General features: G+C 59.8%; 22 protein-coding genes. 16 read left to right on the top strand and 6 right to left on the bottom strand.

Going from position 1 to position 26,105, the window contains the following annotated elements:
- Positions 1-94: 94 nt before the first annotated feature.
- The 3 genes from HB633_RS28085 to HB633_RS28075 all read left to right on the top strand — a co-directional run bounded on the left by HB633_RS28085 (position 95) and on the right by HB633_RS28075 (position 2,316).
- A complete protein-coding gene (locus HB633_RS28085) occupies positions 95-778 on the top strand; it encodes a DJ-1/PfpI family protein (RefSeq protein ID WP_213781443.1) in 684 nt (227 codons plus the stop codon).
- Positions 779-856: 78 nt separating this feature from the next.
- Positions 857-1,141: a DUF4148 domain-containing protein gene (locus HB633_RS28080; RefSeq protein ID WP_213781442.1), complete on the top strand. Its 285-nt coding sequence runs from the start codon at positions 857-859 to the stop codon at positions 1,139-1,141.
- A gap of 107 nt (positions 1,142-1,248) precedes the next feature.
- Positions 1,249-2,316 (top strand): hypothetical protein, encoded by a 1,068-nt coding sequence (locus HB633_RS28075; RefSeq protein ID WP_213781441.1) that lies wholly within the window; start codon positions 1,249-1,251, stop codon positions 2,314-2,316.
- A 15-nt stretch (positions 2,317-2,331) separates the two neighbouring features.
- Here the strand turns inward: HB633_RS28075 and HB633_RS28070 are convergent, their stop codons facing one another.
- Positions 2,332-4,296, bottom strand: coding sequence for a hypothetical protein (locus tag HB633_RS28070; protein ID WP_213781440.1), 1,965 nt, complete (start codon positions 4,294-4,296; stop codon positions 2,332-2,334).
- A gap of 357 nt (positions 4,297-4,653) precedes the next feature.
- On the bottom strand, positions 4,654-7,362 hold the full coding sequence (locus HB633_RS28065; RefSeq protein ID WP_213781439.1) for a TonB-dependent receptor: 2,709 nt from the start codon (positions 7,360-7,362) through the stop codon (positions 4,654-4,656).
- A gap of 1,017 nt (positions 7,363-8,379) precedes the next feature.
- On the opposite strand from HB633_RS28065, the gene HB633_RS28060 reads away from it, so the two are divergent.
- The 9 genes from HB633_RS28060 (at position 8,380) to HB633_RS28020 (ending at position 18,464) form a co-directional block, all read left to right on the top strand.
- Positions 8,380-9,033, top strand: a complete 654-nt coding sequence (locus HB633_RS28060) for a MotA/TolQ/ExbB proton channel family protein (RefSeq protein ID WP_056365575.1) — start codon at positions 8,380-8,382, stop codon at positions 9,031-9,033.
- 75 nt (positions 9,034-9,108) lie between these two features.
- Complete coding sequence (locus HB633_RS28055) at positions 9,109-9,531, top strand: biopolymer transporter ExbD (RefSeq protein WP_062002821.1); 423 nt, start codon at positions 9,109-9,111, stop codon at positions 9,529-9,531.
- Positions 9,528-10,310, top strand: a complete 783-nt coding sequence (locus tag HB633_RS28050; protein ID WP_213781438.1) for an energy transducer TonB — start codon at positions 9,528-9,530, stop codon at positions 10,308-10,310. The genes HB633_RS28055 and HB633_RS28050 overlap by 4 nt, the downstream gene beginning before the upstream one ends.
- 156 nt (positions 10,311-10,466) lie before the next feature.
- Positions 10,467-12,119: a peptide ABC transporter substrate-binding protein gene (locus HB633_RS28045; RefSeq protein WP_213781437.1), complete on the top strand. Its 1,653-nt coding sequence runs from the start codon at positions 10,467-10,469 to the stop codon at positions 12,117-12,119.
- Between the two features lie 13 nt (positions 12,120-12,132).
- Complete coding sequence (locus HB633_RS28040) at positions 12,133-12,891, top strand: TonB family protein (RefSeq protein ID WP_213781436.1); 759 nt, start codon at positions 12,133-12,135, stop codon at positions 12,889-12,891.
- Between the two features lie 13 nt (positions 12,892-12,904).
- Positions 12,905-14,722, top strand: coding sequence for an extracellular solute-binding protein (locus HB633_RS28035; protein ID WP_255581251.1), 1,818 nt, complete (start codon positions 12,905-12,907; stop codon positions 14,720-14,722).
- A gap of 7 nt (positions 14,723-14,729) precedes the next feature.
- Positions 14,730-15,779, top strand: coding sequence for an ABC transporter permease subunit (locus tag HB633_RS28030; RefSeq protein WP_213781434.1), 1,050 nt, complete (start codon positions 14,730-14,732; stop codon positions 15,777-15,779).
- Positions 15,733-16,854, top strand: a complete 1,122-nt coding sequence (locus tag HB633_RS28025) for an ABC transporter permease (RefSeq protein WP_213781433.1) — start codon at positions 15,733-15,735, stop codon at positions 16,852-16,854. The genes HB633_RS28030 and HB633_RS28025 overlap by 47 nt, the downstream gene beginning before the upstream one ends.
- A complete protein-coding gene (locus tag HB633_RS28020) occupies positions 16,851-18,464 on the top strand; it encodes a dipeptide ABC transporter ATP-binding protein (protein ID WP_213781432.1) in 1,614 nt (537 codons plus the stop codon). The genes HB633_RS28025 and HB633_RS28020 overlap by 4 nt, the downstream gene beginning before the upstream one ends.
- Positions 18,465-18,490: 26 nt before the next feature.
- Here the strand turns inward: HB633_RS28020 and HB633_RS28015 are convergent, their stop codons facing one another.
- Together HB633_RS28015 and HB633_RS28010 are read right to left on the bottom strand one after the other, a co-directional pair.
- Entirely contained in the window at positions 18,491-18,706 is a 216-nt protein-coding gene (locus HB633_RS28015; RefSeq protein ID WP_056365551.1) for a DUF2945 domain-containing protein, read from the bottom strand.
- A 103-nt stretch (positions 18,707-18,809) separates the two neighbouring features.
- On the bottom strand, positions 18,810-19,874 hold the full coding sequence (locus HB633_RS28010) for a hypothetical protein (RefSeq protein ID WP_213781431.1): 1,065 nt from the start codon (positions 19,872-19,874) through the stop codon (positions 18,810-18,812).
- Positions 19,875-20,542: 668 nt separating this feature from the next.
- Here HB633_RS28010 and HB633_RS28005 point away from each other — a divergent pair.
- The 3 genes from HB633_RS28005 to HB633_RS27995 all read left to right on the top strand — a co-directional run bounded on the left by HB633_RS28005 (position 20,543) and on the right by HB633_RS27995 (position 23,585).
- Complete coding sequence (locus HB633_RS28005; RefSeq protein WP_213781430.1) at positions 20,543-21,352, top strand: EAL domain-containing protein; 810 nt, start codon at positions 20,543-20,545, stop codon at positions 21,350-21,352.
- A gap of 284 nt (positions 21,353-21,636) precedes the next feature.
- Complete coding sequence (locus HB633_RS28000; protein ID WP_213781429.1) at positions 21,637-22,491, top strand: oxidoreductase; 855 nt, start codon at positions 21,637-21,639, stop codon at positions 22,489-22,491.
- Between the two features lie 68 nt (positions 22,492-22,559).
- Positions 22,560-23,585: an aldo/keto reductase gene (locus HB633_RS27995; RefSeq protein ID WP_213781428.1), complete on the top strand. Its 1,026-nt coding sequence runs from the start codon at positions 22,560-22,562 to the stop codon at positions 23,583-23,585.
- An 18-nt stretch (positions 23,586-23,603) separates the two neighbouring features.
- On the opposite strand, the gene HB633_RS27990 is transcribed toward HB633_RS27995, so the two are convergent.
- Positions 23,604-24,188: a MarR family transcriptional regulator gene (locus HB633_RS27990; protein WP_213781427.1), complete on the bottom strand. Its 585-nt coding sequence runs from the start codon at positions 24,186-24,188 to the stop codon at positions 23,604-23,606.
- 68 nt (positions 24,189-24,256) lie between these two features.
- Positions 24,257-25,171, bottom strand: a complete 915-nt coding sequence (locus tag HB633_RS27985; protein ID WP_255581227.1) for a LysR substrate-binding domain-containing protein — start codon at positions 25,169-25,171, stop codon at positions 24,257-24,259.
- 137 nt (positions 25,172-25,308) lie between these two features.
- Here HB633_RS27985 and HB633_RS27980 point away from each other — a divergent pair, with 137 nt between their 5' ends.
- Entirely contained in the window at positions 25,309-26,097 is a 789-nt protein-coding gene (locus tag HB633_RS27980; RefSeq protein WP_213781425.1) for a transporter substrate-binding domain-containing protein, read from the top strand.
- Positions 26,098-26,105 lie beyond the last annotated feature (8 nt).

The raw sequence follows: 26,105 nt of genomic DNA, 5'->3' as shown, positions 1-26,105 counted from the left end.
TGAAACGAGGGTCAATTGACAATCTCGCCAAAGATTAACGAGGTATCTTCAAGCCGTCCAGTTCGGTTGTTCACTCTTCGTGAGGCGATTCACCATGACCCTGCATATCGGCTTTCTTGTTTTCTCCGGCGTCCAGCAACTGGATCTAACCGGTCCCCATGATGTCTTCGCGTCCGTCCCCGGCGCAAAAGTTCATCTTGTGAACAAGACGCTTGAACCCGTGAAGTCGAGCAGCGGGCTGTCGCTGATACCCTCCATCATCTATGGCGAGTGCCCACAGCTCGATGTGTTGTGCATTCCCGGCGGCGTGGGCGTCGGTGAATTGATGGAAGACGTTCTCGCGCTCGATTTCATCCGGAAGCAGGCGGCGAACGCGCGTTTCGTGACGTCGGTTTGCACGGGCGCGCTGGTGCTGGGGGCAGCAGGATTGCTGCGCGGCCGGCGGGCGACAACGCATTGGGCGGCTCATCATTGGCTGGATCAGTTCGGCGCGATTCCCGTCAAGGCGCGCGTGGTGCAGGACGGCAACCTCATGACCGGAGGGGGCGTGACGGCGGGCATCGATTTTGCGCTGACGCTGTTGACTGATTTGATTGGCGAAACCGAAGGGCAAGCCATCCAGCTTCAACTGGAATACGCACCCGCGCCGCCCTTCAATTCAGGCACGCCGGATACCGCGCCCAAGGCCGTAGTCGACCTCGTGTGGAATCGTGGCGAAGCAGGGCGCGCAGTTCGCACTGAGATCGTCAGACGCGCGGCTGCGCGACTGAATCCATAACGGTCAGTTGGGCCAGTAGGCCGGGCATGCGCGATGCGTTGCGATATTCATCGTGATAACTAAAGCCCGGAGGCCGCCATGTCGAAACTTCATCTTGTACGTACTGGTTTTGTAGCGATGACGATGGCAATTTCGTTTGCCGCGTCCGCTCAGGCTCAAACCGCGCAGCCGAATAATTCGCCGCCGACGCGGGCATCGGAGAAGGCGGATCTGAAGAATCTCGAAGCCCATGGTTATCAGCCGACGGCCAATGATCCCACTTACCCGAACGACATTCAGCGCGCCGAAAAGGCCACGTATGGCTCTGGCGCAACGGGCGCGACAACTCCGAAGAAGACGATGACGCCGTCAACGCCGCAATAGGGCGCAGAAGGTTTCTACAGAGGAAATAGACGTCGGGGAACGGAAGTTGCAACGGCAGCGGTTCGCCGGGCGGCATTGTGCTGCCCGCATTACCGTGGTCCAGCTGAATGCGAAGAAAAGCCCTTCTGTCCGCCATGTTGTGTGTCTGCATCACCGCCGGGGGCTGTTCCGCCATCGGTCCAAAACGGCTCAAGGCCGACCAGGTCGATTACGCGAGAGCGCTCGGTGAAGCCAAAAAGCGCGAAATACTCGCAGCGCTCGTCGGCATCCGCTTCGCCGATTCGCCTGCGTTCCTCAGCGTCAGCCAGATCATCGCGGCTTATACCTTCGATGCCACCGCCGGTTCCACCTTCAGCGCCGGCGACACCACGCAGAACTTCGCCGCCGCAACCGGCAGCGTGTCCTATTCGAACCATCCCACGTTCACCTTTACGCCAACGACGGGCCAGGCCTTTGCGACCGCCTACATCCGTCCGCTCGCGCCCGGGCTGGTGCTGCCGCTTGCCGAAAGCGCGATTCCAATCGACCTGTTGTTGCGCATCACCGCGCAATCGGTCGGCGGCTTACAAAATGCGAACGCAATGGGCGGACCGAATGCGAACGGCAGCGTGGGTTTCTTCGAATTGATCCAGGCGTTCCGCCGGCTTCAGCTTGCGGGCCAGCTGAACGTGGAAACACGCGATGAAGACCATGTGAGCCGGGTGTACATCACGCTCGGCGCGACCACCAGCGGGGAGAATGCAGAGACGTCGAAGGATCTGATGCTCGTGCGGCGTCTGTTGAAGCTGTCGCCGAAGACGAAAACCTACGAGGTCGTCTATGGGCAATCCGCCCAGCGCGGCGAACGCATCCCTATGGTCACGCGCTCCGTGCTCGGCATTCTCACCGACCTCGGCGCTCAGGTCGACGTGCCGGAAGAACTCGTGGCGCACGGGTCGACGAAACCGACCATCGGCTTGATCGGGGTGGAGACGCGGCCGACGATCGTGGTCCACGTCGGCCAGAAACCGCCGGAAGATGCGTATATCGATATCCAGTACGGGCCGTCGCAGTACTGGATCGACCGGCGTGATTTCGATTCGAAATATGCGTTCACCGTCGTGCAGATGCTGATGGCGCTTGCGGAGTCCAATCAGGACGCCAAGACGCCGATCGTGACGATTCCGGCGAATTAGCGTGCTTTTAAAGGCTCAATGTGCGTCGCCGCGGCCCGGTGGACGGATCGGTACGCCGCCGCCAAAGACGCGTGATTGCGACTCTTCCGGCTCGGGAGCCTTCACAGGCGGCGCAACGGTAATCGGTTCGCGCGTTTCGACGATAGGGCGTGTTTCCCGTGCGTCATGAATCACGTGTGATTCGTGCGTCGTACGCACGGGCGGCGTTGCGAACAAATGTGGCGCGCTGTTGCTGTTCGACGACGCCGGTGGCGCGGCGTACGTGTTCTGTTGCGGCGCGCCCGGCGTCACGGAACGCGAAACCGCGGACACCGCGACCGATTCGCGGATCGGCGCCGAATGCACTGGCGCATGCGCTGCATTGTTCGCAGCGCCGGCCTGGAGCGCGGCGGCATCGGCGGCTTTCTTCGCCTGCGCTGCCTTGAAATTCACCCGTTTGAGCAGGACGCGCGAGTCTGGATAGCTGGCGTCGATCGTTATCGCTTCTTTTGCGTAACGGCGTGCGCAGCGCCAGGACGAAGCGGCGTCGCAGGCGCGGGCGCGTTGCATGGCGGTATCGCGTGCGCTTTCACGTTGGGCAAGTTCTTCTCGGATGCGCTTTGCTTCGACATCGTCGACAAGCGACGACGGAACCTCTGCGAGATTTTTGCGCGCGGCGCTCAGGTCGTTCGTGAGCAGCGCCAGACGCGCGATATACAGCGTCTCGCCGGGACTGCCGGCAGGCGGACGCTCGGCGGTCATGGCAGGCGAGATGGGCGCCATAGACATGCGCGGCAGGCCGTTTTCAGTCAGCGCGGAGGGTTCCGGCGCGTGACTCGCGATCGGGACATCGGCGGTAGCGGTCGGGTTGGGCGCGGGCGGAGCCGGGCGGGGCGCGGCTGCCGCAGCTGTCGTCATAACCTGCACGGGCGGCGCGATAGCCGGCGCTGCTTGGGTTGTGACGGCGGTCTCTACCCGAGGCTTGGCTTCCTCGACGGCTGGTGCATGCACGATTGCCGTCGGGGTATTTGCGGTAATCGTACGCGCGGGAGCCGCCGCCTTCGCAATGGTAGCGGGTTTGCCTGCTGGAGGTGCCGAACTCGAGACGGCGGGCGGCGCCTCGGCCTGAGCAGAAACTTCCGCCGGCGCCGGATGGATCGTCGATACAGCCAATGCCAGCAGCGCGTTGTACGTGTTCGCAACGTTCTGGTTGAATGCGTGGGCCTGCGCTTCCGTCGCCGCGAGCGCGTTGCTTGCCATGGCGGAGACAGACGCGTAAGCCTCAGCGGTCTTTTCAGAACTGGTGCTCGTTTCCGGTGATGCAACCGCTACAACAGGCGGTGCAACGGGTTTTACCGCCACGACAGCAGGCGGAGTGACAGCCGCTGGTTTGTCAACGGCGGCTTGCTTCACGACATGCGAAGCAACCGGCTGGCTCGGCTGGTTTGACGCCACACTCGCGGGCGGGATCGTCTTTACAACCGCTCGAGGCGCAGGCACCACATCGCGCACGTTCGTCGAACTGGCAGCTGCAAGCACAGTCGCGCTTGACGCAATGGCAACGTCCGCGTTGTCCTCGGGCGCCACGGGAACGACCGGCGCGATTACCGCCCGGCGCATTGCGGGCTCGGGCAATGCCGCCAGCCGCTGCACCGCCGGCGAGCGCAGCGCCGGTGCATAGGCCAGCCCCAGCGCCATCGCGAGCATTCCGGCACTTGCCAGGTAGAACGCGGCGCGTTTCAGCACGCGTTTTCTTTCGCGCGCGATGTTCATCGCGGTATCGATTTCTTCCGGCACGCTTGGGTAAGGCACGAGCATGCGGCCGGGCATCAGCACGACATTGTTGCCGTAGTCGACCGTATTGGATGCGCCCATCACGCGCAGGGCGCGCGACTGGTTCGTGCCGCAATGCGGGCATTCGTCTTCGCCGTGGGTCAGCGCATTGCCGCAGCGATGACACGCCGCGTACAGGACGGGCGCGCGAAAAGATAACAGGCTCATGCCGAAGCCCCCTGGGCAGATGTCTTGCCAGCTCGGTAACGATCATGCGAGCCGGATTGTTCATATAAGAATAGTGCAATTAGTTCAGAAGTTAGTACCTCGGTATGTTTTCCAGGCCGCATTGATGCGCATCGGCGACACTTTCATGGGGCGGCATCACGGGCTATGTGGGCTGGCGCACATAACGTGGCCGATAGTGACGCCTCGCTGTCCGATAACAACGATGTACTTCGGCATCCGAATGTTTTGATTCAGGGACGTTGGAAATGCCAGCGTGCAAACGCGCTGTCCGGGACACGAAAGACTTCCGTGCCCCGGACAGATCCGGCTGTGATGCCAACCAAGGTTTAAAGCAATTTACTTGAACCGGTACGTCGCGCCGATCTGGAAGAAGCGGCCGACATCCGTGTACAGCGACTGGTCGTAACCCGTCAAATCTGCACCCGAGGTCCATTCGGCATCGAACGGCGGTTTTTTATCGAACAGGTTGTTGATGCCCGCATAGATGGTCCAGTTCTTGAAGCCGTGATAGCTCGTGAACAGGTTGAACTGGCTATACGACGCCACCGACAACGGCGTGTCCCCGTTGATATCCGCAATCGCGTTCGTGTACGGACCCGTGTATTGCCAGGTCAGCGTGGTCGTGAACTTGCGGTAATCCCAGGTCAGGTCCGTGTTGCCCTTCCAGCGCGGATTCGATGCACCGAACGGCTGGTTCAACGCCAGGTTGTTACCGGCGAAGTCCGCCGTCGCAGCGCCCGGGCTATGCAGCTTGAAGTGCCACACATAGGCCCAGTCACCCGACAGCGTGAACGAACCGACCGGCGTGCCGACCGTCTTGCGCCAGTTGAAGTCGAAGCCATCGGTATCGAGCGAGCCCAAGTTGATGAACTGCGAGTTGATGTAGCGCAGCGTGCCGTCCGGGTTGCGGATGACCTGGGTCGGATCGTTTGCGGCGAGTACTGCCACCGGATCCGGCGTGCCGATCACACCGTCAATGCGAACCTTGTAGAAGCCTGCGCCAATGTCGGTCGTTGCATCCGGCGACAACTGGAAGCCGATGTTGTAGTTCTTCGTGTGCTCAGGCTGAAGGTTCGGGTTGCCGTTCGTGAACTCGGTCGTGAAGGCCTTGGTCGGCCCACGGGGATCGAACGGGTCGGTCAGGTTCTGGTGACCCGTGTACGAAGCCTGCGAGTTTTCGACCAGCGTCGGTGCACGGAAACCGCGGCTGAACGATGCGTAGGTCGTGAACGCCTGCACCGGCTGATAGCGCAACGCGAAGCTCGGCGAGAACGCGCCGCCGAAGTCGCTGTAATGGTCATAGCGGCCCGACTGCGTAAACGTCAATGCACGGATGATCGGGATCTCGACCTGGTAGAACACGGCCGCCACGTTGCGCGAGCCGTCCACCGTCTGGATCTGCGCCGGCGACACGATACCCTGCGACGAATACGTGCGCGGGTTGATGATCGAGCTCTCATGACGGAACTCGGTACCGAGGCCGAGGCCCACGTTGCCTGTAGGCAGCGTGAACAAATTCGATGTCGAGGTCTTCGCGCTGACCGTATCGAGCTTCGTGATGGCTTGCTGGAAGTCGTCACGGAACACGCCGTCGAGACCGTTCGGCGTAGAGCCTGGATTCAGGAAGTTGTACGTGCCGTTTTGCAGCACGTTCTGCCAGCCGGCCACATCCAGCGAGTTGTAGAAGTGGCTGTCCACCGTGCTTTGCGAATGGCCTGCATCGACAGACCAGTCCCAGTCGCCCAGCTTCGGCGTGGTGAACGATCCCTTGATCCCCGTCGATGCCTTCCAGAACGTCGAGACGGTATCCACGCCTACGCCCGCTGTCGGGAAGGTGTAGTTGATCGGTGTATCGACGCCGAACGGGTTGAACGGATTGGTGCCCGGCACCGTACGGTTGAGCGGCGAAATGCTGTTGGTCTGCGGGTTGTACACGTTCGACAAGCTGCTCGCCGACTGCAGGCCGCCGTACTGCACGGTCTCGTCGCGGCTGCCCCAGAACTCGGCGTAAGCCTGCATGTCGTCGTTGATCTGGAACGTGCCGCGCACCTTGGCGTTCAGGCGTGTGGTCGACGGAACCAGCGAATAGTCATGCGCCGTGTTGTAGGTACACGTGCTGCCGCCGGTGCGTCCCGTCGTGGTGTTCGGCGGGCAGGGGTTGAGCGGGACGTTGGTGCCGTCCGGCTGGGTCCAGAAGGTCTGCTGGTTGTTGCCGGCCGGCAGGTTGTTGCCGCCAAAGCGCGTGAAGTCCTGGCTGCTGGTCATGTCGCGATCAGCGAGGGTCGAGCCCGAATCGCGGTACCAGCTTGCCGAACCCGTGACGTTGAAGCGGTCAGTCGCCAGGTTGCCGAAGCCGCCGAGCACGCTGAAGCTGCCTTGTGCGTCGCCCGGGTGTTGTGCCTTGCCGAGCTGGCTGTCGATCTGGAAGCCCTGGAAGTTCTTCTTCGTGATGATGTTCACCACGCCGGCAATGGCGTCCGAACCGTATTGTGATACGGCGCCCGTTTTCACGATTTCGATCCGGTCGATGGTGTTCAGCGGGATCGTGTTGATGTCGAAGAAGGTATCGGTGAAGTTCACCGCTTGCGCGTAGTTCGCGACGCGCTGGCCGTCGACGAGCACCAGCGTGTACTTCTCGGAGAGGCCGCGCAACGCAATGCCGGCGCCGCCCGGGGCGGTGCTGTTCATTGTCGATTGCGACCAGCTGCTGGCCGAGTTCGCCGATACGCCGCGCAGGAAATCGGCGACCGTGGTGTAGCCGCTTTGTTCGATCTCCTTGGCTGTCACAGTCTGGACTTCTGTGTTGCCTACCTTGTCCGAAGTGCGGATCAGCGAGCCCGTGACTTCCACTTTTTCAAGTTTGGTCGGAGCCGCGGACGTCGACGCGGCGGGTGTCGTGGCCGTTGTGGAAGTCGTGCCCGAAGCGCCGCCTGTGCCGCTCTGGTCTGCGGTTTGTGCATGCGCCATCGGAATGAATGCAGCGCTCAGCACGAGTTCGGCGCCAATGATGCCCTTGATCGCCGTTACCAATCTCTTCTGTTTCACGTGCTCTCCCTCTTGTCAGTGAGCATATTTGATCGAACCAACCGGCCGGCTCGTGCGAGTTGCACGGACCGGTCATGCGATGTTTGTCGACGCTTTTTATTGCGGGGCGCGCTAAACGCTGGTTGCGTCGTTTGAACATCGTCAGTCAAGGCGCAATCTCAATCGTGTTGAAAGGCGCCGTTGATAAGCGGCTGCACCAAGAGCACGAGTTATGCCAATTTGCGAAAAGGAATTAACAGAAAAGCCGAATACGGCTATTTATTTCTGCAGTAAGAATTTGAAATGAATGCGTTTTTATTTTTATTGGAAATTACTGTTTAGGAATTAACGTTAAACAGTATTCCAGAGTCGCAATAACACCCTTTATTTTGACGCGCTGTTGTTTGTAAGGGGAGTTAGAGGATTTAGTCTAATTAATATGGTGCAACCCCTGCACCTTGAAAGGGAGCGGGCTGCATCACAATGTGCATTACGGTTTGAAAGCCGCGATTGATAGTTATCACGACGTGTGTGCACAGTATAAACATAAGCAATGCGTTTATGTAATACCCCGTGCAAACTCTTTGCTATAGCGGTGTTGAGGCCGATCGGGAAGCTCAGGGTTTCGGAGCATGCGAAATCCTCGATAATCGAAAACATGACTGAGGCATATATATTACGTACAGCTTTCATAAGCACCATGATAATTATCTGGTGCACAAAGAATGGGTTTATTCCGCGAAGAAGATCGACATGCCGTAATTAAGCTTATTCCAGGCGAACGATATAGGCGCTACGGCGCCCGACAGAATCAGGGACAACAAACGATGTATTGGGTCAAAACCGGAAATTCGCCGTAATATCAACGGGTCGAACGCGTTTCAAGCGTAGTGGGCGGAACACGAGCGTATTGCTTGGCATAGCCGTTGCTTAGAGAGTCGCGCTTTTACGAGCGGCGTCGAAAACGAAGCCGCCCGCATAAAGAAATACCGTCATCCACAAAATGATTAGCGTCGTTTGTCCTAACCGGAGTCCGCAGTGCTGAATACCCTCATTAATTATTCGGTCCAGTCGATGGGCCTTATTCCCCTTCTCGGCGTCATCTTCCTGCTGGGCATGGCCGTGATCATCGAGCGTCTGGTGTTCTTTGCGAGAGCGGTGCGCGCTGGCAAGACCATCGAGCACGATCTGAAGCTCCTGAAGGCCAACCACCCCGAAGATGCCGCGAAGCTCGTCAAGCATTACGACTCGACCGTGCAGGCCGAACTCGTGAAGACCGCCATGAAGGTCAATGGCCGCGACGAAGCCGTTGTCGAGCGCGAAGTGGAAGAGGCGATCATGTTCCAGATGCCGCGCCTCGACCGTAACCTGTGGGTGCTCGATACCGCCGTCACGCTCGGGCCGCTGCTCGGCCTGCTCGGCACGATCATCGGCATGGTGGAGTCGTTCAATGTATTGGGCGCAAGCGGCACGGCGAATCCCAACGGCGTGACGGGCGGCATTGGACATGCGCTGACGGCCACGGCTTGCGGTCTTGTCATCGCCATCATCTGCGTGATCTTTCTCAACTACTTCAACAAACGCATCCGCATGACGGTCAATCAGTTCGACCTGATCAAGTCGCTGCTGGTCTCGCGCTTCTCCGCGCCGGTTCGCCGCAACGCCGAAGTGCGCCCTGAAATTGCTGCATGAGCTGCTGCATAAAAGGGCTCTCGAGCCGTATGCCGCGCATGCATCAATGCCGTTTGGAAACAGAAGAGGTAAGAGATGAGTAGAAATCACCGCAGTCATTATCTGGGCGCGGAAGAGAAGGCACGCATCGAGATCATCCCGATGATCGACATCATGATGTTCCTGCTGGTTTTCTTCATGCTCGCCACGCTCAAGATGATTCAGGGCGCGGGCATCAAGCTGGACTTGCCGCAATCGAGCACCGCTGAGGCGTTGCAGCAGACCATCAAGGTATCGATCGGCGTGACTAAGACCGACGAGCTTTACCTCGACGCGAAACCCATCACGCCCGACGAACTCACCACGCGCCTCAAAGGCCTTGTGAGCGATTCGAAGAAGGTCGACGTCGCCATCTCCGGCGACGAGGGCACAAGCTACAAGAACATCATCCACGTAATGGACCTGGTGCGCGCGGCCGGCATCAGCTCCGTGGCATTGGCGACGAATCCGACGACATGAACGCTCCTGTACATCTGGTCAGCACGCCTCGCGTGCCTCTGGACGGGGCGCTGTGGGCGTCGAAGGGAGCATCGAAGGACGGCAAGGTATCGATGAAAGTCGCGGTCGGCGCCGCGCTGCTGGTCGAGTTGTTGCTGATTGCCGGTCTCTCGCACGTGAACTTCACGCCCGATGCGCCGCCGCCTCCAAAGGAACTGCGGGTGCGAATGGCGCCTCCGCCGCCTCCGCCACCGCCGCCGCCCGAGGTGAAGAAGCTCGAGCCGCCGCCGGCGCCCACGCCGCAAAAGCCGGTGCCGAAGAAGGTCGAGCCCAAGCCGTTGCCTACGCCCAAACCGCCGCCGGCCAAACCATCGGCGGCGCCCAAGGAAGCGCAGATTCCGGCTGCGGCGAATCCGTCCGCCAATGCGCCGGCCGTGGCGACGACGCCGTCCGATTCGCCGCCGGGTCCGCCGGTCGCAGCCACGGGCGCAGCGCCTGTCGCACCGCCTGCATTGCATGGCGTGGTCGACGGCCGTGGACATTGTCAGTCCGTGCAGCCGCAGATTCCGCGCAAGGCGCTGCAGGACGGCATCTCGGCCGACGTGATCGCGCATCTGACGATCAACCCGGACGGCAGCGTGGGCGCGGTGAAAATCGTCAGGACAACACCACCGACTTCGGTTTTCAATGAAGCCGTCACGACCGCCGCGAAGGCCTACAAGTGCGAGAAGAACGCCGAACCGTATGTTGGCGAGGTGACCTTCTCGTTCAAGACGGCGCCGAGCAGCGACGACGAATGACGCGCCTCGAACGCGTTCGCCAGAGCTGATCGATCACAACCATGAACCAAACCTTCGGCGTGTGGCGCTCAACGCGTAACGCATGTCGAAGGCCGCTGTAACCGCGAACGGCCGTTGGCCATTTGCGGCAAGTAATGAATTCCGGGAGTTTCCTTGATGTATTTCGCTTCGTTCGCTTCCCCATCTGTTCGTTCATCGCGCCGGTCCTCCGCTTTATTGGCCGCGTGTCTCGTAAGCGCCGCAATCCTGCCTGATCTCGCCCGCGCAGCCATCATCCCGCCCGGAACGCAACTCGCCGCGAAGCAGGAACTGGTGCGCAACAACGGCAGCGAAGTCGAGACGCTCGATCCGAACGTCGCCGAGTCCGTGCCGGCGAACAACGTCACGCGTGATCTCTTCGAAGGCCTGACCGCCGTTCGCTCCGATGGCGAAACGGTACCCGGCGTCGCCGAAAAGTGGGAAATGAAAGACCCGACAACGTGGATCTTTCATCTGCGGAAGAACGCGAAGTGGTCCAACGGCGAACCGGTCACGGCAGCGGATTTTGTCTTCAGTTGCCAGCGGCTCGTCGATCCAAAAACGGCATCGCCGTACGCGAACACCTACGGCATGTTCCTCCTGAACGGCACGGAAATCGTCGCGGGCAAGAAGCCGGTTGCATCGCTTGGCGTGACGGCCATTGACGCTAATACCCTGCAAATAAAGACCCCGTATCCGGTGCCGTTCCTGCCCGACCTGATGACAAACACGAACTTCGGCCCTATCAATAAAGCTGCGATGGAGAAGAACGGCAAGGACTGGACCAAGCCCGGCAAGCTGGTCAGCAACGGCGCGTTCATGCTGAAAGACTGGCAAGTGAACAATCGGCTCGTGCTCGCGAAGAACCCAAATTATTGGAACGCGGGTTACGTGCAACTCAACCAGGTGACGTACCTGCCTATCGAAGATGAGAACACCGACGTAAAGCAGTACGAGTCGGGTGGCAACGACTGGGTTTATCAATTGCCGTCGGGCACGTTCGCGCGTTACAAGCAGGAGTATCCGAACGAGATGCGCGCCGCGCCCATGCTCGGCTTGCGCTATTACTCCTTCAACAACAAAGACCCGTTGCTGAAGGATGTACGCGTGCGCAAGGCTTTGTCGATGGCCATAGACCGCGACATTCTCGCCCAGCGCGTCACGGCAGATGGCCAGATTGCGGCGTATGGCGTGATCGTGAAAGGCGTGAAGGGCGCGGACGTGAACGCATATGACTGGGCCTCATGGCCCATGGCGAAGCGCGTGGAAGAGGCAAAGAAGCTGCTGGCGGAAGCGGGCGTGAAGCCGGGCACCAAGCTGCAATTCGCGATGAACACCAGCGAGTATCACAAGAAAATGGCGATCTTCGCGGCATCGGAATGGAAGAGCAAGCTCGGGCTCGACACCGACATTCAGGCGATGGAATTCAAGGTCTTGCTGAAAAAGCGCCATGACGGGGACTACCAGATTGCGCGCAACGGCTGGGTCGCCGACTACAACGACGCCAGTACGTTCCTCACGCTGGTTCAGTGCGGCTCGGAGCAGAACGACAACCAGGCCTGCAATCCGAAAGCCGATGCACTGATGCATGAAGCCTCGAATTCCACAGATCCGGCCACGCGCCTGAAGCTGCAAACAGAAGCCGGCAAGGTTGCAATGGAAGATTATCCAATGCTGCCGCTCCTGCAATACACGCTCGTGCGTCTCGTGAAAAGCTACGTGGGCGGTTATTCCACGAAGAATCCGATGGACCACTACCGCAGCGAAGACCTGTACATCATCAAGCACTGAGCCCAATCCCGTCATGAACGATTCGCATGAACCATTGAAGGGCGCACTATGGGCATCCGCGCACGCGCAACATCGGCATCAGCCGATGGGCGTGTTCGTCGCGGCGGCGGTCGTCGTGACGGTGCTGATGATTTACGGCCTCACGCACGTGAACTTTGCGCCGGTGCAAACGCCGCCCAAGGAGATGCGCGTGACCATGGCGCCGCCGCCCCCTCCGCCACCGCCGCCGCCCGAAGTGAAGAAGATCGAACCGCCGCCCGCACCCACGCCGGTGGAAAAACCGAAGCCGACACCGGTCAAGCCCAAGCCATTGCCGACCCCGAAACCGCCGCCCGCGAAACCTGCACCCGCGCCGAAGGAAGCGAACATTCCCGCCGCGGCCAATCCGACGCCGAACGCGCCCGCGCTCGCAACAGCGCCGGCGAACACGACGCCTGCTGCACCGGTTGCCGCGGCGGCCGCACCCACTCCCGCGCCGGCGCCGGGCTTGCATGGCGTGGTGGATGGCCGTGGTCATTGCCAGTCCGTGCAACCGCAGATCCCGCGCAAGGCGCTGCAGGACGGTATCTCGGCGACCGTGACAGCGCGCTTGTCGATCGGCACCGATGGCCAGGTCAGCGACGTCAAGATCATGCGCGTCTCGCCGCCGACATCCGTCTTCAACGAAGCGGTGATCGCAGCAGGCAAGGGTTATAAATGCGAGAAGAATCCGGAGCCATACGTTGGTGAAGTGCAGTTCTCGTTCAAGACAACCGCGAGCGACGATGAGTAATGCAGTAAAGCTGATGACGCTCGCGCTCGGCGTGGTGTTCGTGGCACAGGGGACGCTTGCCCGTCCATCGATTGCGCAATACGACGAGCCAAAATATCCGGCGAACTTCACGCATTTCGACTACGCGGACCCCGACGCGCCGAACGACGGCGACATGAACTTCCAGAACTACGACGAGCTGCAAAGCTACGATTCGATGAATCCGTTCCTGGTTCGCGGCGCGCCTGCGCCCGACCTGAAGAATCTCATGTTCGACACGCTGATGCAGCGCAGCTGGGACGAGTTGGCATCGGAGTATCCGTTGATAGCCGACGACGTAAAGGTCGCGTCCGACGGCAAGTCCGCGACTTTTCACATCAATCCGAAAGCGCGATTCTCGAATGGCGATCCGATCACCGCAGCCGATGTGAAGTATTCGTACGACACGCTTTCGAGCAATCAGGTCTCGCCCATCTACAACTCGCAGTTCGCCAACATCACAAAGGCGACGGTGATCGATCGCCTGACGGTGCGTTTCGATTTCAAGGAAGCGCGCCGCGATGCGCCGTTGACCGCCGGAGACCTGTGGGTGTTCTCCCCGAAGTGGGGCATGAAGCCGGACGGCACGCGTCCTTCATTCGACAAGATCGCCAGCGATCCGCCGCTTGCAAGCGGCGCTTATTTGATCGAACAGCGCAAGAACGACAAGCAGATCACCTACGTGCGCAATCCGGATTACTGGGCTGCTGATTTGCCTTCGCGGCGCGGCATGTACCGGTTCAAGCGCATCACGTTCCGTCTCTTCACCGATCACTACACATCGCTCGAGGACTTCAAGGCGGGGCATACGGACATGCGCGTGGAATATTCATCGGGTACGTGGGCGCGTAAGTACGTCGGCAAGAACATCGCGAACGGGTCGCTGAAAAAAGGTCTTTTCCCCGATGGCCCCGCGCAGATGCAGGGCATCTTCATGAATACGCGCAGGCCCCAATTCACCGATCCTCGCGTACGCCACGCGCTAACGCTTGCGTTCGATTACGAGTGGCTGAACCGGCTGACGTTCTACGGCCAGTACCGGCGTACGGGAAGTTATTTCCAGGACAGTCCGTTTGGTGCGACCGGCGTGCCGGACGCAAAGGCATTGGCGTTGCTGGAGCCGTATCGGTCAGAGCTTCCAGCGTCCGTATTCGGCCCCATGCTCAAGCAACCCGATACCACGCCGCCGCATTCCATACGCGCGAACTTGCGCGAAGCCCAGGCGCTGCTCAACGAGGCGGGATGGACCTATCGCGATGGTGCGTTGCGCGATGCAAACGGCACGGCCATGTCGATTGAAATCATGGACGATCAACCCGGCATGGATGGCGTGGTCATGCCGTTCGTGCAGCAGTTGCAAACGCTCGGCATCCAGGCGCATATGCGCGAACTCGACAGTGCGCTCTACGGCAAACGCATGGACGCATTCGATTTCGATATGACCACGTACATCTATTCGCCGGTGACCATTCCGGGCGGCGAGCTGACGCGGCGGTTCGGCAGCGCCGCCGCGTCGCAACCGGGGTCGGAAAACTTTCCTGGCGTGAGATCGAAAGCCGCTGACGCCATGATCGACGCCGCGCTCAAAGCCAATACGCTCGCCGATCTGCAGACCGCAACGCATGCGCTCGACCGCATTCTGATCAACGGCTTTTACATCGTGCCCGAGTACTATGCGCCGAATGTGCGCGTGGGGTACAAAGCGCGAATGGCCTATCCGAAGGTCCTGCCGAACTCTTATTACGCCGAGGACTGGCTGATCGATTACTGGTTCGTGAAGCCCACGTCCGCAGCAATCGCACCTACACATTGAGACCGCCGTGGCTGCTTATATACTGAGACGTCTGTTGCTGATGATTCCCACCCTGATCGGCGTGGTCACGCTCACTTTCGTGGTCACCCAATTCGTGCCGGGTGGCCCGGTCGAACAAATCATGAGCCAGTTGCGTCACGGTGTGAACCATGGCGGCGAGGCGGGCGGAGGCGGTGGTTATCACGGCGGGCAGGGCGTGGACCCGCAACAAGTCGAGCAACTGAAAAAACAATTCGGCTTCGACAAACCGCCGATCGAGCGTTACTTCATCATGTTGAAGCACTACGCGACGTTCGACCTCGGTCAGTCTTATTACCAGCATCAAAGTGTGTGGGCAGTGATTCGATCCAAACTGCCTGTCTCCATCACGCTTGGACTGTGGACTGTCTTGCTGACCTACCTGATCGCTGTGCCGCTCGGAATCTCGAAGGCCATACGCAACGGATCACGCTTCGATACCGCCACCAGCATCGTGGTGCTGGCCGGCTACGCGATCCCTGGCTTCGTGCTTGGCGTGTTGCTGCTGATGCTGTTCGGCGGCGGCTCCATGTGGCAGGTGTTCCCCATGCGCGGGCTGACATCGGATGATTTCGAGCAGCTCAGCGTCGCCGGGAAAGTGCTCGATTATCTGTGGCATATCGCTTTGCCGGTTACCGCGTCGGTCGTCGGCAATTTTGCGATCGTCACCATCCTCACGAAGAACACCTTCCTCGAGGAAATCGGGCGGCAATACGTGCTGACCGCGCGCGCGAAGGGCGCGCCGCAACGCGACGTGCTCTGGAAACACGTCTTGCGCAACGCGATGATCCCGCTCCTGACCGGTTTGCCTGCTGCCTTCGTGGGCGCGTTCCTCAACGGCAATCTGTTGATCGAAACGCTTTTCTCTCTCGATGGCATGGGCCAGCTTTCCTACGATTCAGTGATCCGCCGCGATTATCCGGTCGTGCTTGGATCATTGTTCCTGTTCACCCTGATTGGTCTTGTGACCAAGCTCATTGCAGACGTCTGTTATGTCCTCGTCGACCCCCGTATCCAGTTCGACCGGCTGGACCGGTGAGAGCGTGACCGCGCTGCCGGAACCCGTGCGTTCAGTCGCTCCCGGGCGGCGCGTATGGCTGCGTTTCAAATCCCAGCGGCTGGGCTACTGGAGCACCATCGTGTTCGTGATGTTGTTCGCAATCAGCTTGCTCGGCGAAGTGCTCGCAAACGACAGGCCGCTGATCGTGCGTTACGAAGGCCACTACTATTTTCCGGTGGTGAAGGATTATTCGGAGAAGATCTTCGGCGGCGATTTCCCCGCGCGTACGAATTACCTCGACCCGTATATCCGCGACCGGCTGGAATCGAAGGGTAACTTCGCAATCTATCCGCCGATTCATTTTCACTACGATACTGTCGACTACTTCGCAACACGACCCAATCCCGCGCCGCCGTCGGTGAAAAACTGGATCGGCACTGACCAGTTCGGGCGCGATGTGTTCTCGCGCCTGCTGTACGGTTTCCGGCTCTCCGTCCTCATGGCAATCGCGCTGACGATATCCGGCGTCGTGCTGGGCGTTCTGGCGGGCGCCGTGCAGGGTTTCTACGGCGGGCGAACCGATTTGATCGGCCAGCGCCTGATCGAAATCTGGAGTTCGATGCCGGACCTGTATCTCCTGATCATCTTTGCATCGATATTCGAGCCGACGCTGTGGCTGCTTTTTATTTTATTGTCGGCGTTCGGGTGGCTGACGTTGTCGGACTATGTGCGCGCCGAATTCCTCCGCAACCGTTCACTCGATTACGTACGCGCGGCTCGCACGATGGGCCTTTCCAATTGGCAGATCATGTGGCGCCATGTGCTGCCCAACAGCCTCACGCCCGTGATCACCTTCCTGCCATTCCGCATGAGCGCGGCCATTCTTGCGCTGACGAGTCTCGATTTTCTCGGGCTCGGCGTGCCCGCGCCCACACCGAGCCTTGGCGAACTGCTTGCCGAAGGCAAGAACAACCTCGATGCATGGTGGATCTCGGGCGCGGCTTTCGGCGCGCTGGTGATCACGTTGCTGCTCCTGACCTTCATGGGCGACGCATTGCGTAATGCTCTCGATACGCGCACGCGCGGCTCGGCTTTCGGAGGCGCGCAGAAATGAGCACGCCCTTGTTGCAACTCGATCATCTGTCCATTGGTTTCGGAGATAAAACCGTGGTCCAGGACCTGAGTCTTTCGATCGCACGCGGTGAACGTGTCGCGCTCGTTGGCGAGTCGGGGTCGGGCAAAAGCGTGACGGCGCTGTCGATACTCGGGCTCGTTGAAAACGCGCGTCAGACCGGACGTATCCTGCTGGACGGCGACGACCTCCTGCAAAAGACCGAGCAGCAGATGCGCGGCATTCGCGGCCGCGATGTCGCCATGGTTTTCCAGGAACCGATGACCGCGCTCAATCCGCTTTTCACCATCGGCAAGCAGATCGCGGAGAGCTTGCGTCTCCACGAGGGCTTGCGGCCGAATGCAGCGCGCGAACGCGGCATAGAATTGTTGAGGCGAACCGGAATTCCGGAGCCGGAACGCCGGATAGATAGTTATCCGCATCAATTATCCGGTGGTCAGCGGCAACGCGCGATGATAGCAATGGCGCTCGCATGCCGCCCAAGGCTCCTTCTCGCCGATGAACCCACCACGGCGCTCGACGTCACCGTGCGCCAGCAAATAGTGGATCTGCTCATCGATTTGCAGGAACAGGAAGCGGCCGATCGCGGCATGGCGGTGTTGCTCATCACGCATGACCTGAATCTGGTGAAGCGCTTCGCGCAGAGGGTCGCAGTGATGGAGAAAGGCGTGCTGGTCGAGACAAACACGACCGCCGCGCTGTTCGCGAATCCGCAGCACCCGTACACGCGCCGTTTGCTTGACAGCGAGCCGCAGCGCGCCATTGAACCGATTGCGCCGAATGCCAGGAGACTGCTCGAAGTGCAGGGTCTCGCAGTTGATTACCGCGCGCCGGCGAAGGGTTGGCGCTCGGCGTTCACGCAGTCATCGTTCAGGGCATTGCATGATATCGACATCACCTTGCGCCGCGGTGAAACGCTTGGCGTGGTCGGCGAATCGGGCTCGGGCAAGTCGACGTTGGCGGCGACCATCCTGGGTTTGCAGCGGCCGACGCTCGGCGGAATCCATATAGACGGACAGCCCATGTCCACGCTCAAGAGCGCGAACTCGCGACGAATGATTTCATCGCGGCTGCAAGTTGTGTTTCAGGACCCGTACGGTTCGCTCTCTCCGCGCATGACGATCGAGCAAATTGTGGGCGAGGGTATCGCGTTGCATCGGCCCGAGGTGGATGCGGCTGCGCGGCGTCGGCGGGTTGCGCAATTGCTGGAAGAGGTGGGCTTGCCGGCCGAGGTGCTGCCGCGCTATCCGCAGGAATTTTCCGGCGGACAGCGGCAACGTATTGCTATTGCAAGGGCGCTTGCGGTCGAGCCGGAACTCCTCGTGCTTGACGAGCCTACGAGCGCGCTTGACGTCTCGATACAGCAGCAAGTGCTCAGCCTTCTCACTCGCCTGCAGAAAAAGTACACGCTGAGTTATCTGTTCATCACGCACGATCTGGCCGTGATGCGCGCAATGGCGCACCGTGTCGTCGTGATGAAAGCGGGGAAGATCGTGGAGATAGGAGAAACGATGCAGGTTTTGCAAGCGCCCGTGCATCCATACACGCAGGCCTTGCTTGCGGCCTCGTTGGTGGCGAGCGCGGCGGCCTGAACAGGGCCGCCGCATTTGTGCGCCTGTCAGCCTTTCACTTTATGCAGCGCGCTGCCTTTGTGCACCGCGCGCTTGCCGCTTTTCTCGCTTTCGACTTCATAACTCGGGTCATCCGCCGAGCCGTTGACAACGTGTCCGTCCACTTTCGTATGTTCCTTGATCACGCGCGTGACATGTCCACTGGTTTCGCCTTGCGGGCTATTCCAGCTCACGTGATCCTTCACCTTGAATGTCTGACTCATCGGTATCTCCTCGCGTTGTTTGCTGCATCACATGTGCAACTCGTGTACCGCGCCTCGAAAATATTCAATGAATCAGTATGAAGTTTGACGTGGACCTAGACAATCACGAGACCGGCTCCTTGCTGCTTTCCTCTTCGCGCTGGGGAACGGCACGGGGCGTGAAGACGTCGACGGACGGTGCTGCAACATCCCCGGTGATGGGTGGCTGCTTGCTGCGGCTGATCATCTTGCGCAGCCGGGGCGCCACGGACGTTGCCTGAAAACAGAGCTTGATGCCAAAACGCGCGCGGTTCAACAAATGCGCCGTCGAAACGGCTCGCCAGAATCGGTCCGGGTTGAAATCCGCATGTCGCGACTCGCGCTCGATCAAAGACTTGCCGTCGGGCAAATGCACGAAGGCGCAATGCTGGAACCATCGAAGGTCGCGATGTGTATTGCCGGTCCAGTGCCTGCCTATGGCCTGATACGCGCCAAGTTCAACGATCTGCTGGCCTTCATCGGCGAGAGTATTGAGCGCCGCCGATACGAAGGATTCGTCGCCATGATGCTGGAGGCGCGCCATGTTATCGACGTATCGTTCGCAATGCGCGCGGGCGCGCGGTACCAGCGTCTTGAGAAACGCCGGCGTGCCGATCAGGAACTCGCCGCCGAACCAGCGTGGATTGAGCAAATGCCTGCCCGCGACGATCTCCAGATCCTTGATCACGCAGTCGCTGCCGTACGCGGGAAAAACTTGATCGGATATGTCGAACGCACCGACGCCTACGTCCGCGCAACGCTGAAGTAACTCCTGATCGAGCGGCCGCATTGCGACGATGTCCGAATCCAGCAACATGAGCAGCGTGTCCGGCCGAAGCATGTCTGCGACTTGTTCGAGAAGATCAAGCTTGAAGTGCGCGCCGTAAAACTCCGTGTTCCTCGGGACATTGAGGCTCGTGATCAGTTCGACCACATGTGGGCGCTGCGCTGCCGGCTCGGAAGAACAAAACGATTCAACGAGATCACGCGCGTTGGTGAACAGGGTGAGGCGGGGCATGCCCGCGCGCAGCAGACTCTTGTTCAGGCACAACGCCTGACGTGCATAGGAGAGTGGATCTTTACTTGTGCTATTGGGACTGGCCGTCGCTTCGACATCGACGAACACCAGCGTACAAGGAAAAATTTCCATTGTCTTGTCATCCAAATCGATAATCCGGGAATTTGTTGCTGATTTGAATTGAGCCGCATTATCTGGCCCGCGTTATAAGCATCGTGGGAGATACAAATACTATGTGTCCGCCAAAATGTCCGACAAGAGAGCCATCTGTCGATAAATTTGTAAGGTTTGTTTATTGCCGTGTGGCGGTTACGCATAATCGGCCACGCACGGCGAAAAAAGCGACGGGATTGCCGCAAGAGATACTGATCGGGCCGCGTACATCGTAAAGCTGACTGATTAATGCACTGGTATTGATCGTCGACGCATCTGCGTAATAAGGGTTGAACCACCGGCCTTACGGAACGGGCTTCGAACGCGTATTTAAATGCCTCTGCGGAACGTGGACTATTTGTGTTCGCCGTAACAGCCAGAAAACGCTACGTAACATCGCCAATCTTATAAAGGCCCGATTATTGGTGAGATAGACACCGAATCCTGTGAATAGCGAGGGCCGCGGGTTTAATGCGCGGGTTTTGGCGGTTTAAACGCCAGTTATCCGCACTAGATAATGCGTTGGCACGGCATGTGCATAGATGGCCGCGTCTGCGGATTTTGCTGCCTTTGGAGTCACTCTCAAGGCAGACCAGACATGGCGTGCAGGACGCCGCTGCTTATTGCGCAGCTGACGGGAGACCACCATGAAAACTATAGAAAAAGACCAGTTGTGTCAGCGAGTTCGAAGAGGGTTGCGTGCCGGAGAATTCGCTCTGGCATTTCAGGGCGTTTATAACGTCAAGACAGGTGCGTTATCGAGCGCCGAAGCGCTGATTCGATGGCTTCATCCGGAATACGGCACCTTGCTGCCCGATGCGTTTATCTGCACGATCGAGGATCCTGCGGTCGCGCGCGACATGACGTATTTCGTCATCAAGAGCGTGAGCCGCCAGCTCGGGCAGTGGCAGCACGAGGGGCGGCCCGTTTTCCCGATTGCGGTCAACGTGCCACCGTCGGTCGCCATGAGCGAGCACTTCACTCAGCACGTAGAGCGTATTGCGCGTTCCAACGGAATTACGCCGGGATTGCTGCAGATCGAGTTGTCCGAAGCGGAAGACGCCACGCGCGTGCTGGCGTCGAAGGGATTGATGGCCGGTTTGCGTGAGCTCGGCGTGCAGATCGCTATAGACGATTTCGGCACCGGCTACTCGTCGCTCGCCATGTTGAGCGCGATGAACATAGACATCGTGAAACTCGCAAAGGAATTGCTTGTGGAGGTGCCGGTGTGTCCGCGTGCGTGCGCGGTGGTATCTGCAACGCTGAATCTGCTTCAGACCTTGCGCCTTACGGTCGTGGTCGAAGGCGTTGAAACCGAGTCGCAGGCGAAGTGGCTCGCGCAATGGCCGCATGTGCTGACGCAAGGTTTTTATTTCGGCCGTCCAACGTTCGGGCTTGCGAATCTGCCCGGTTGCAAGCGCGCACCCGTGCGGCATCTGGAACTCGTCAGCGCCTGAATCATGCCGCAGGGCGGCAACGTGCCCCCCGCGTGTATTTTTATCTTCCACTCAGCGCCCGGCACGTTCGGGCCGCTTGTGCTGCAATCGCGCATCGCGAGTAAGCTTTAGCCGGGCGTCCATTCCTGGGCACGGTTCTGGCGGCGCGACCGGTGCAACGAGCGCATTCACGCAGACACCTTTGCTTCGCCAGGCGGCTTGCCGTACGGTTCGCGGCGAAGCTCCCTTGCGAAATTCCCCGCATTGATTCAACCCACTTTCTGAAACATATACAGGAGCTTTCCATGATGAATCGCGACAACCCCGTATGGCTGATCACCGGCTGCTCGACAGGTTTTGGCCGTGAACTCGCGAAGCTCGTGCTCGAACGCGGCTGGCGCGCCGTGGTCACCGCGCGTGATCCGTCGACACTCAAGGAGCTGACAGAAGGCTATCCGGAACACGCGCTCGCGCTGCAACTCGACGTCACCAACCGCAAGCAGATCGCGGACGTCGTCGCTCAATCCAAGCAGAAGTTCGGCCGGATCGACGCGCTCGTGAACAACGCCGGCTACGGTTATCTCGCGGCGATCGAAGAGGGCGAAGACGATGCCGTGCGCGCAATGTTCGAGACCAACGTGTTCGGTCTGGTCGATATCACCAAGGCCGTGCTGCCCATCATGCGCGAACAGAAGAGCGGTCTTGTCGTGAACATTTCGTCGATCGGCGGAATCACCAGCTTCGCGGCCACCGGTTATTACCACGGCACCAAGTACGCGGTGGAGGGTATCTCCGAGTCGCTGGCGCTCGAAGTGAAACCGCTGGGTATCGACGTGCTGATTGTCGAGCCGGGACCGTTCCGCACCAACTGGGCGGGTCCGTCGATCAAACAATCGGCGACACGTATTGACGCATATGAGCAAACCGCCGGCGAGCGCCGCAAGCAGACCGAGGCGCGCAGCGGCAATCAGGCGGGCGATCCGGTTCGCGCGGCGCAGGCGATCATCGACGCCGCCTTGTCCGACACGCCGCCGTTGCGTTTGCTGCTCGGCAAGGCGGCGCTGGAACTTGCGCGCAAGAAAGTCGATTTGCTCAAGCATGACTTCGACACGTGGGAGAAGACAACCATCGGCGCCGATTTCCCGGAAAGCTCGAAGTAATCCGGACCGCCACGGCACACCCGGCCGTGGCGCCTTATCTCCCTTCACATGGAAAGGAATCAACGGAAATGGAATATCGCTTGTTAGGTGAATCAGGATTCAAGGTACCCGTACTAAGCCTCGGCACGGGTACGTTCGGCGGCAGCAACGATTTTTTCAAGGCATGGGGCAGCACGGATGCCGATGGTGCGCGACGTCTTGTCGACATTGCATTGGATGCCGGCGTTTCGATGTTCGACAGCGCCGACATCTATTCCGATGGCATGGCTGAAGAGATCCTCGGCAAGGCGATCGCGGGCCGTCGCTCCGAGGTGATCGTATCCACCAAGGGCACGTTCCGTTTCGGCGCAGGCGTAAACGACGTGGGCTCGACGCGGCATCATCTGACCGAGGCCATCAACGGCAGTTTGAAGCGACTGAACACCGATTACATCGACGTCTATCAGCTGCACGGTTTCGACGCGATGACGCGCGTGGAAGAAACGCTGCGCACGCTCGACGACTTCGTGCGCGCGGGCAAGATCCGCGTGATCGGCTGCTCGAATTTTTCGGGCTGGCATTTGATGAAATCGCTGTCGGCATCAGACCGCGAAGGACTCGCGCGGCATTCGGCGCATCAGGCTTACTACTCGCTGATTGGCCGCGATTTCGAGCAGGAGTTGATGCCGCTCGGAATCGATCAGAAGGTTTCCACGATCGTTTGGAGTCCGTTGGGATGGGGACGCCTGACCGGCAAGATCCGTCGCGGCACGCCGTTACATGCGAACAGCCGTCTGCACGTGACAGCGGACAAGGCGCCGCCGGTTGCAGACGAATACCTGTACAACGTAGTCGATGCAATCGATGCCATTGCAAAGGAAACCGGCAAGAGCGTGCCGCAGATTGCGCTGAACTGGCTGCTTCAGCGTCCGACCGTGGCCAACGTGATTGTGGGCGCGCGAGATGAAGCGCAGTTCCGCGAAAATCTGGGGAGTATTGGATGGTCGTTGAGCGCAGAACAAATCGCCGCCCTCGATAAAGCCAGCGCAACGACGCTGCCTTATCCGTACTGGCACCAAAGCGGGTTCGCCGAACGCAATCCGGCGCCGGTTTAACGCAGAGCGGTCAGACAGCTAGTCCTCGACCGCTTCGCCACGCTCGGCAACCATCCGCCCGAGTTCCCGCGTCGACAGCACACGTCGACGCGGATTCGTCGAACCGAGTTCATCTTCGGCCAGGTTTTCGATCACGGCGAGCAACACCTTGCGCGCCGTTTTAATATCGCGTTCGCTCATACCCGCTACGCTGATCTCGTTGACTTCCTCGGCGAGCGGCACAAGCTTGTCCTTCAGCGCGCGCCCTTGATCGGTCAGGAAGACATGCACATTCTTCTTGTTATCGGGCATCTGCTGGCGCTCGACAAACCCCATTGCCTCCATTGCCCGCACGGCAGCGAACGTGGTCGGTTCCATCACGCCCGCCTGCGCGCTCAGTTCGCGCTGTGTCAGGCCGTCGGTTTCCCAGAGTATTCGCAAGAAGGTCCAGTGTCCGTACGACACGGCATGTTCGGCCAGACGCAGTTGCATTGCCCGCACCATTGCGCGCGTTGCGTCCTTGACGAGATGAGCCAGGCGGTCGTTCGGCACGGTGTCGTGCCAATGGCGCAGCATCGCCGCGGTCTCACGCGGCGCCGCGTCTGGTGATTTCTTGTCTGTCATGAAAGTGTCCAAATGCTGGAGGTGTCGCCTGGATCGACATGATAGCCGGTAAAACGCCGGGCATTCCGTCAGGCCTTGGTGCCCGACTCCGGCATCATGCGTGCAAACGATACCGCCATCGACGCCAGTTCCTGCGCAACCGGCGTGAGCGGAACACCGGCTCGCCTCAGGAGGCAAACGCGCGTGCTCGGCACACGTTCCCTGATCGGCACCACGGATACATGCTCGCGAAAGAACGGATGTTGCGCGAGACGCACCGGTTCAAGCGATAAATAATCGCTGTTAGCAACGCAATGCAGCGTATCGAATACGGCTTCGGTCGTGGCTGCAATGCGCGGCGGGTCGAACCCCGCATCCTCGAACAAGGTGGACAGGCGATTGGCCACGTCGCTTGCATGGCGCGGCCGCGTGCTCACCCAGTCGCAATGCCGCAACGCCCGCAAGGACTTCGATTTCACCAGCGGATGATCACGCCGCGCGATCACCGCGACCGTTGATTCGAACAGCGTGCTTGCATCGAGATCGTGGATGTCGGCTTCTTCCGAGACCAGCGCGAGCGCGAAGTCCAGGCTGCCGTCGCGCACCCACGCGGTCAGCACGCGTGACGTCGCGCTAGTCAGATGCACATCGATGCGCGGACATCGTTCGCGAAAACTCGCGAGCAGCGCGGGGAAGAGACGCATCATGGCTTCGGCCGCGACGCCGAGCGAGACCTGTCCGGTCAGTTCGCCGCGCAACTGGCGCATCTCTTCTTCAGTCCTCGCACACTCGCCCAGAATGACGTCGGCGCGAATCCTGAGCCGCTCTCCGGTCGATGTCAGCCGCGCCCCGCGATGACCGCGCTCGAACAATGGGCCGCCCGCGGTAATTTCGAGTTTCCTCAGTTGCTGCGTCACGCCGCTTTGTGCAATGCCAAGGCGGCGGGCGGCGGCACGCAGACTACCGGCCTGAGCGACCGCGACAAATACGCGGAGTTGAGTCAATGTCAGTTCCACACGCGCCGCCCGGGTGATATGTAAAAGTGATCATGATAAGTAAATCGGCCCTGTTTGAGGGCATTTTGCACTCTTACTATTCGAAAGAGCCCGTACAAACTGACAACCACTTTGAGTGAGCGCCGATGAAACCCTTCCTTTCCGCACGTGCAGCCGCCGCGATCGCCATCGCCGCCGCAATGATTTTCGCTGCGCCGGCCATGGCGAAAGATGCAAACGTGTTACGGCTCGGCATCGACCCGACTTATCCGCCAATGGACGTGAAATTGCCCGACGGCAAGGTTGCTGGTTTCGACGTCGATCTCGCCGATGAAATCTGCCGCCGGATCGCGATGCATTGCGAATGGGTCGAGATGGAATTCTCCGGCATGATTCCGGCGCTGCAGGCACGCAAGATCGACGCGATCATTTCGTCGATGGCCATCACCGAAAAGCGCATGCAGCAGATCGCGTTCTCGACCAAGCTGTTCCAGTTCAAGTCGCGCCTGATCGCGAAGTCCGGCGCGCCCATGACGGTCAGCGCCGACGGTTTGCGCGGCAAGCGCATTGGCGTGCAGACCGGCACGCAGTTCGAGACGTACGCGCAGAAAAACTGGCAGCCGGGCGGCGCGGAGATCGTCGCGTACCAGAGTCAGGAGGGCGTGTTCAACGACCTGACATCAGGTCGTCTCGATGCTGCGCTGCTGGGATCGGTTGAAGCCGAGCATGGTTTTCTGAAGACGCCGCGCGGCAAGGGCTTTGATTTCGTCGGCGGGCCGCTGGAGATGGGCGATCACGGTACGGGTATCGGCATGCGCAAGGACGACGCGGCGCTCAAGACGAAGATCGATCAGGCAATCACCAGCATGCGTGCGGACGGCACGTATCAGAAGATCTCGCGCAAGTATTTCGATTTCGACGTGTACGGAAATTAAGCCGTATT

This window comes from Caballeronia sp. dw_276 (assembly GCF_018449635.1).
In the GTDB taxonomy this organism is placed as follows: Bacteria; Pseudomonadota; Gammaproteobacteria; order Burkholderiales; family Burkholderiaceae; genus Caballeronia.
Note: the sequence above shows the minus strand (reverse complement) of the source record. Positions and strands in the feature narration are given on the sequence as shown.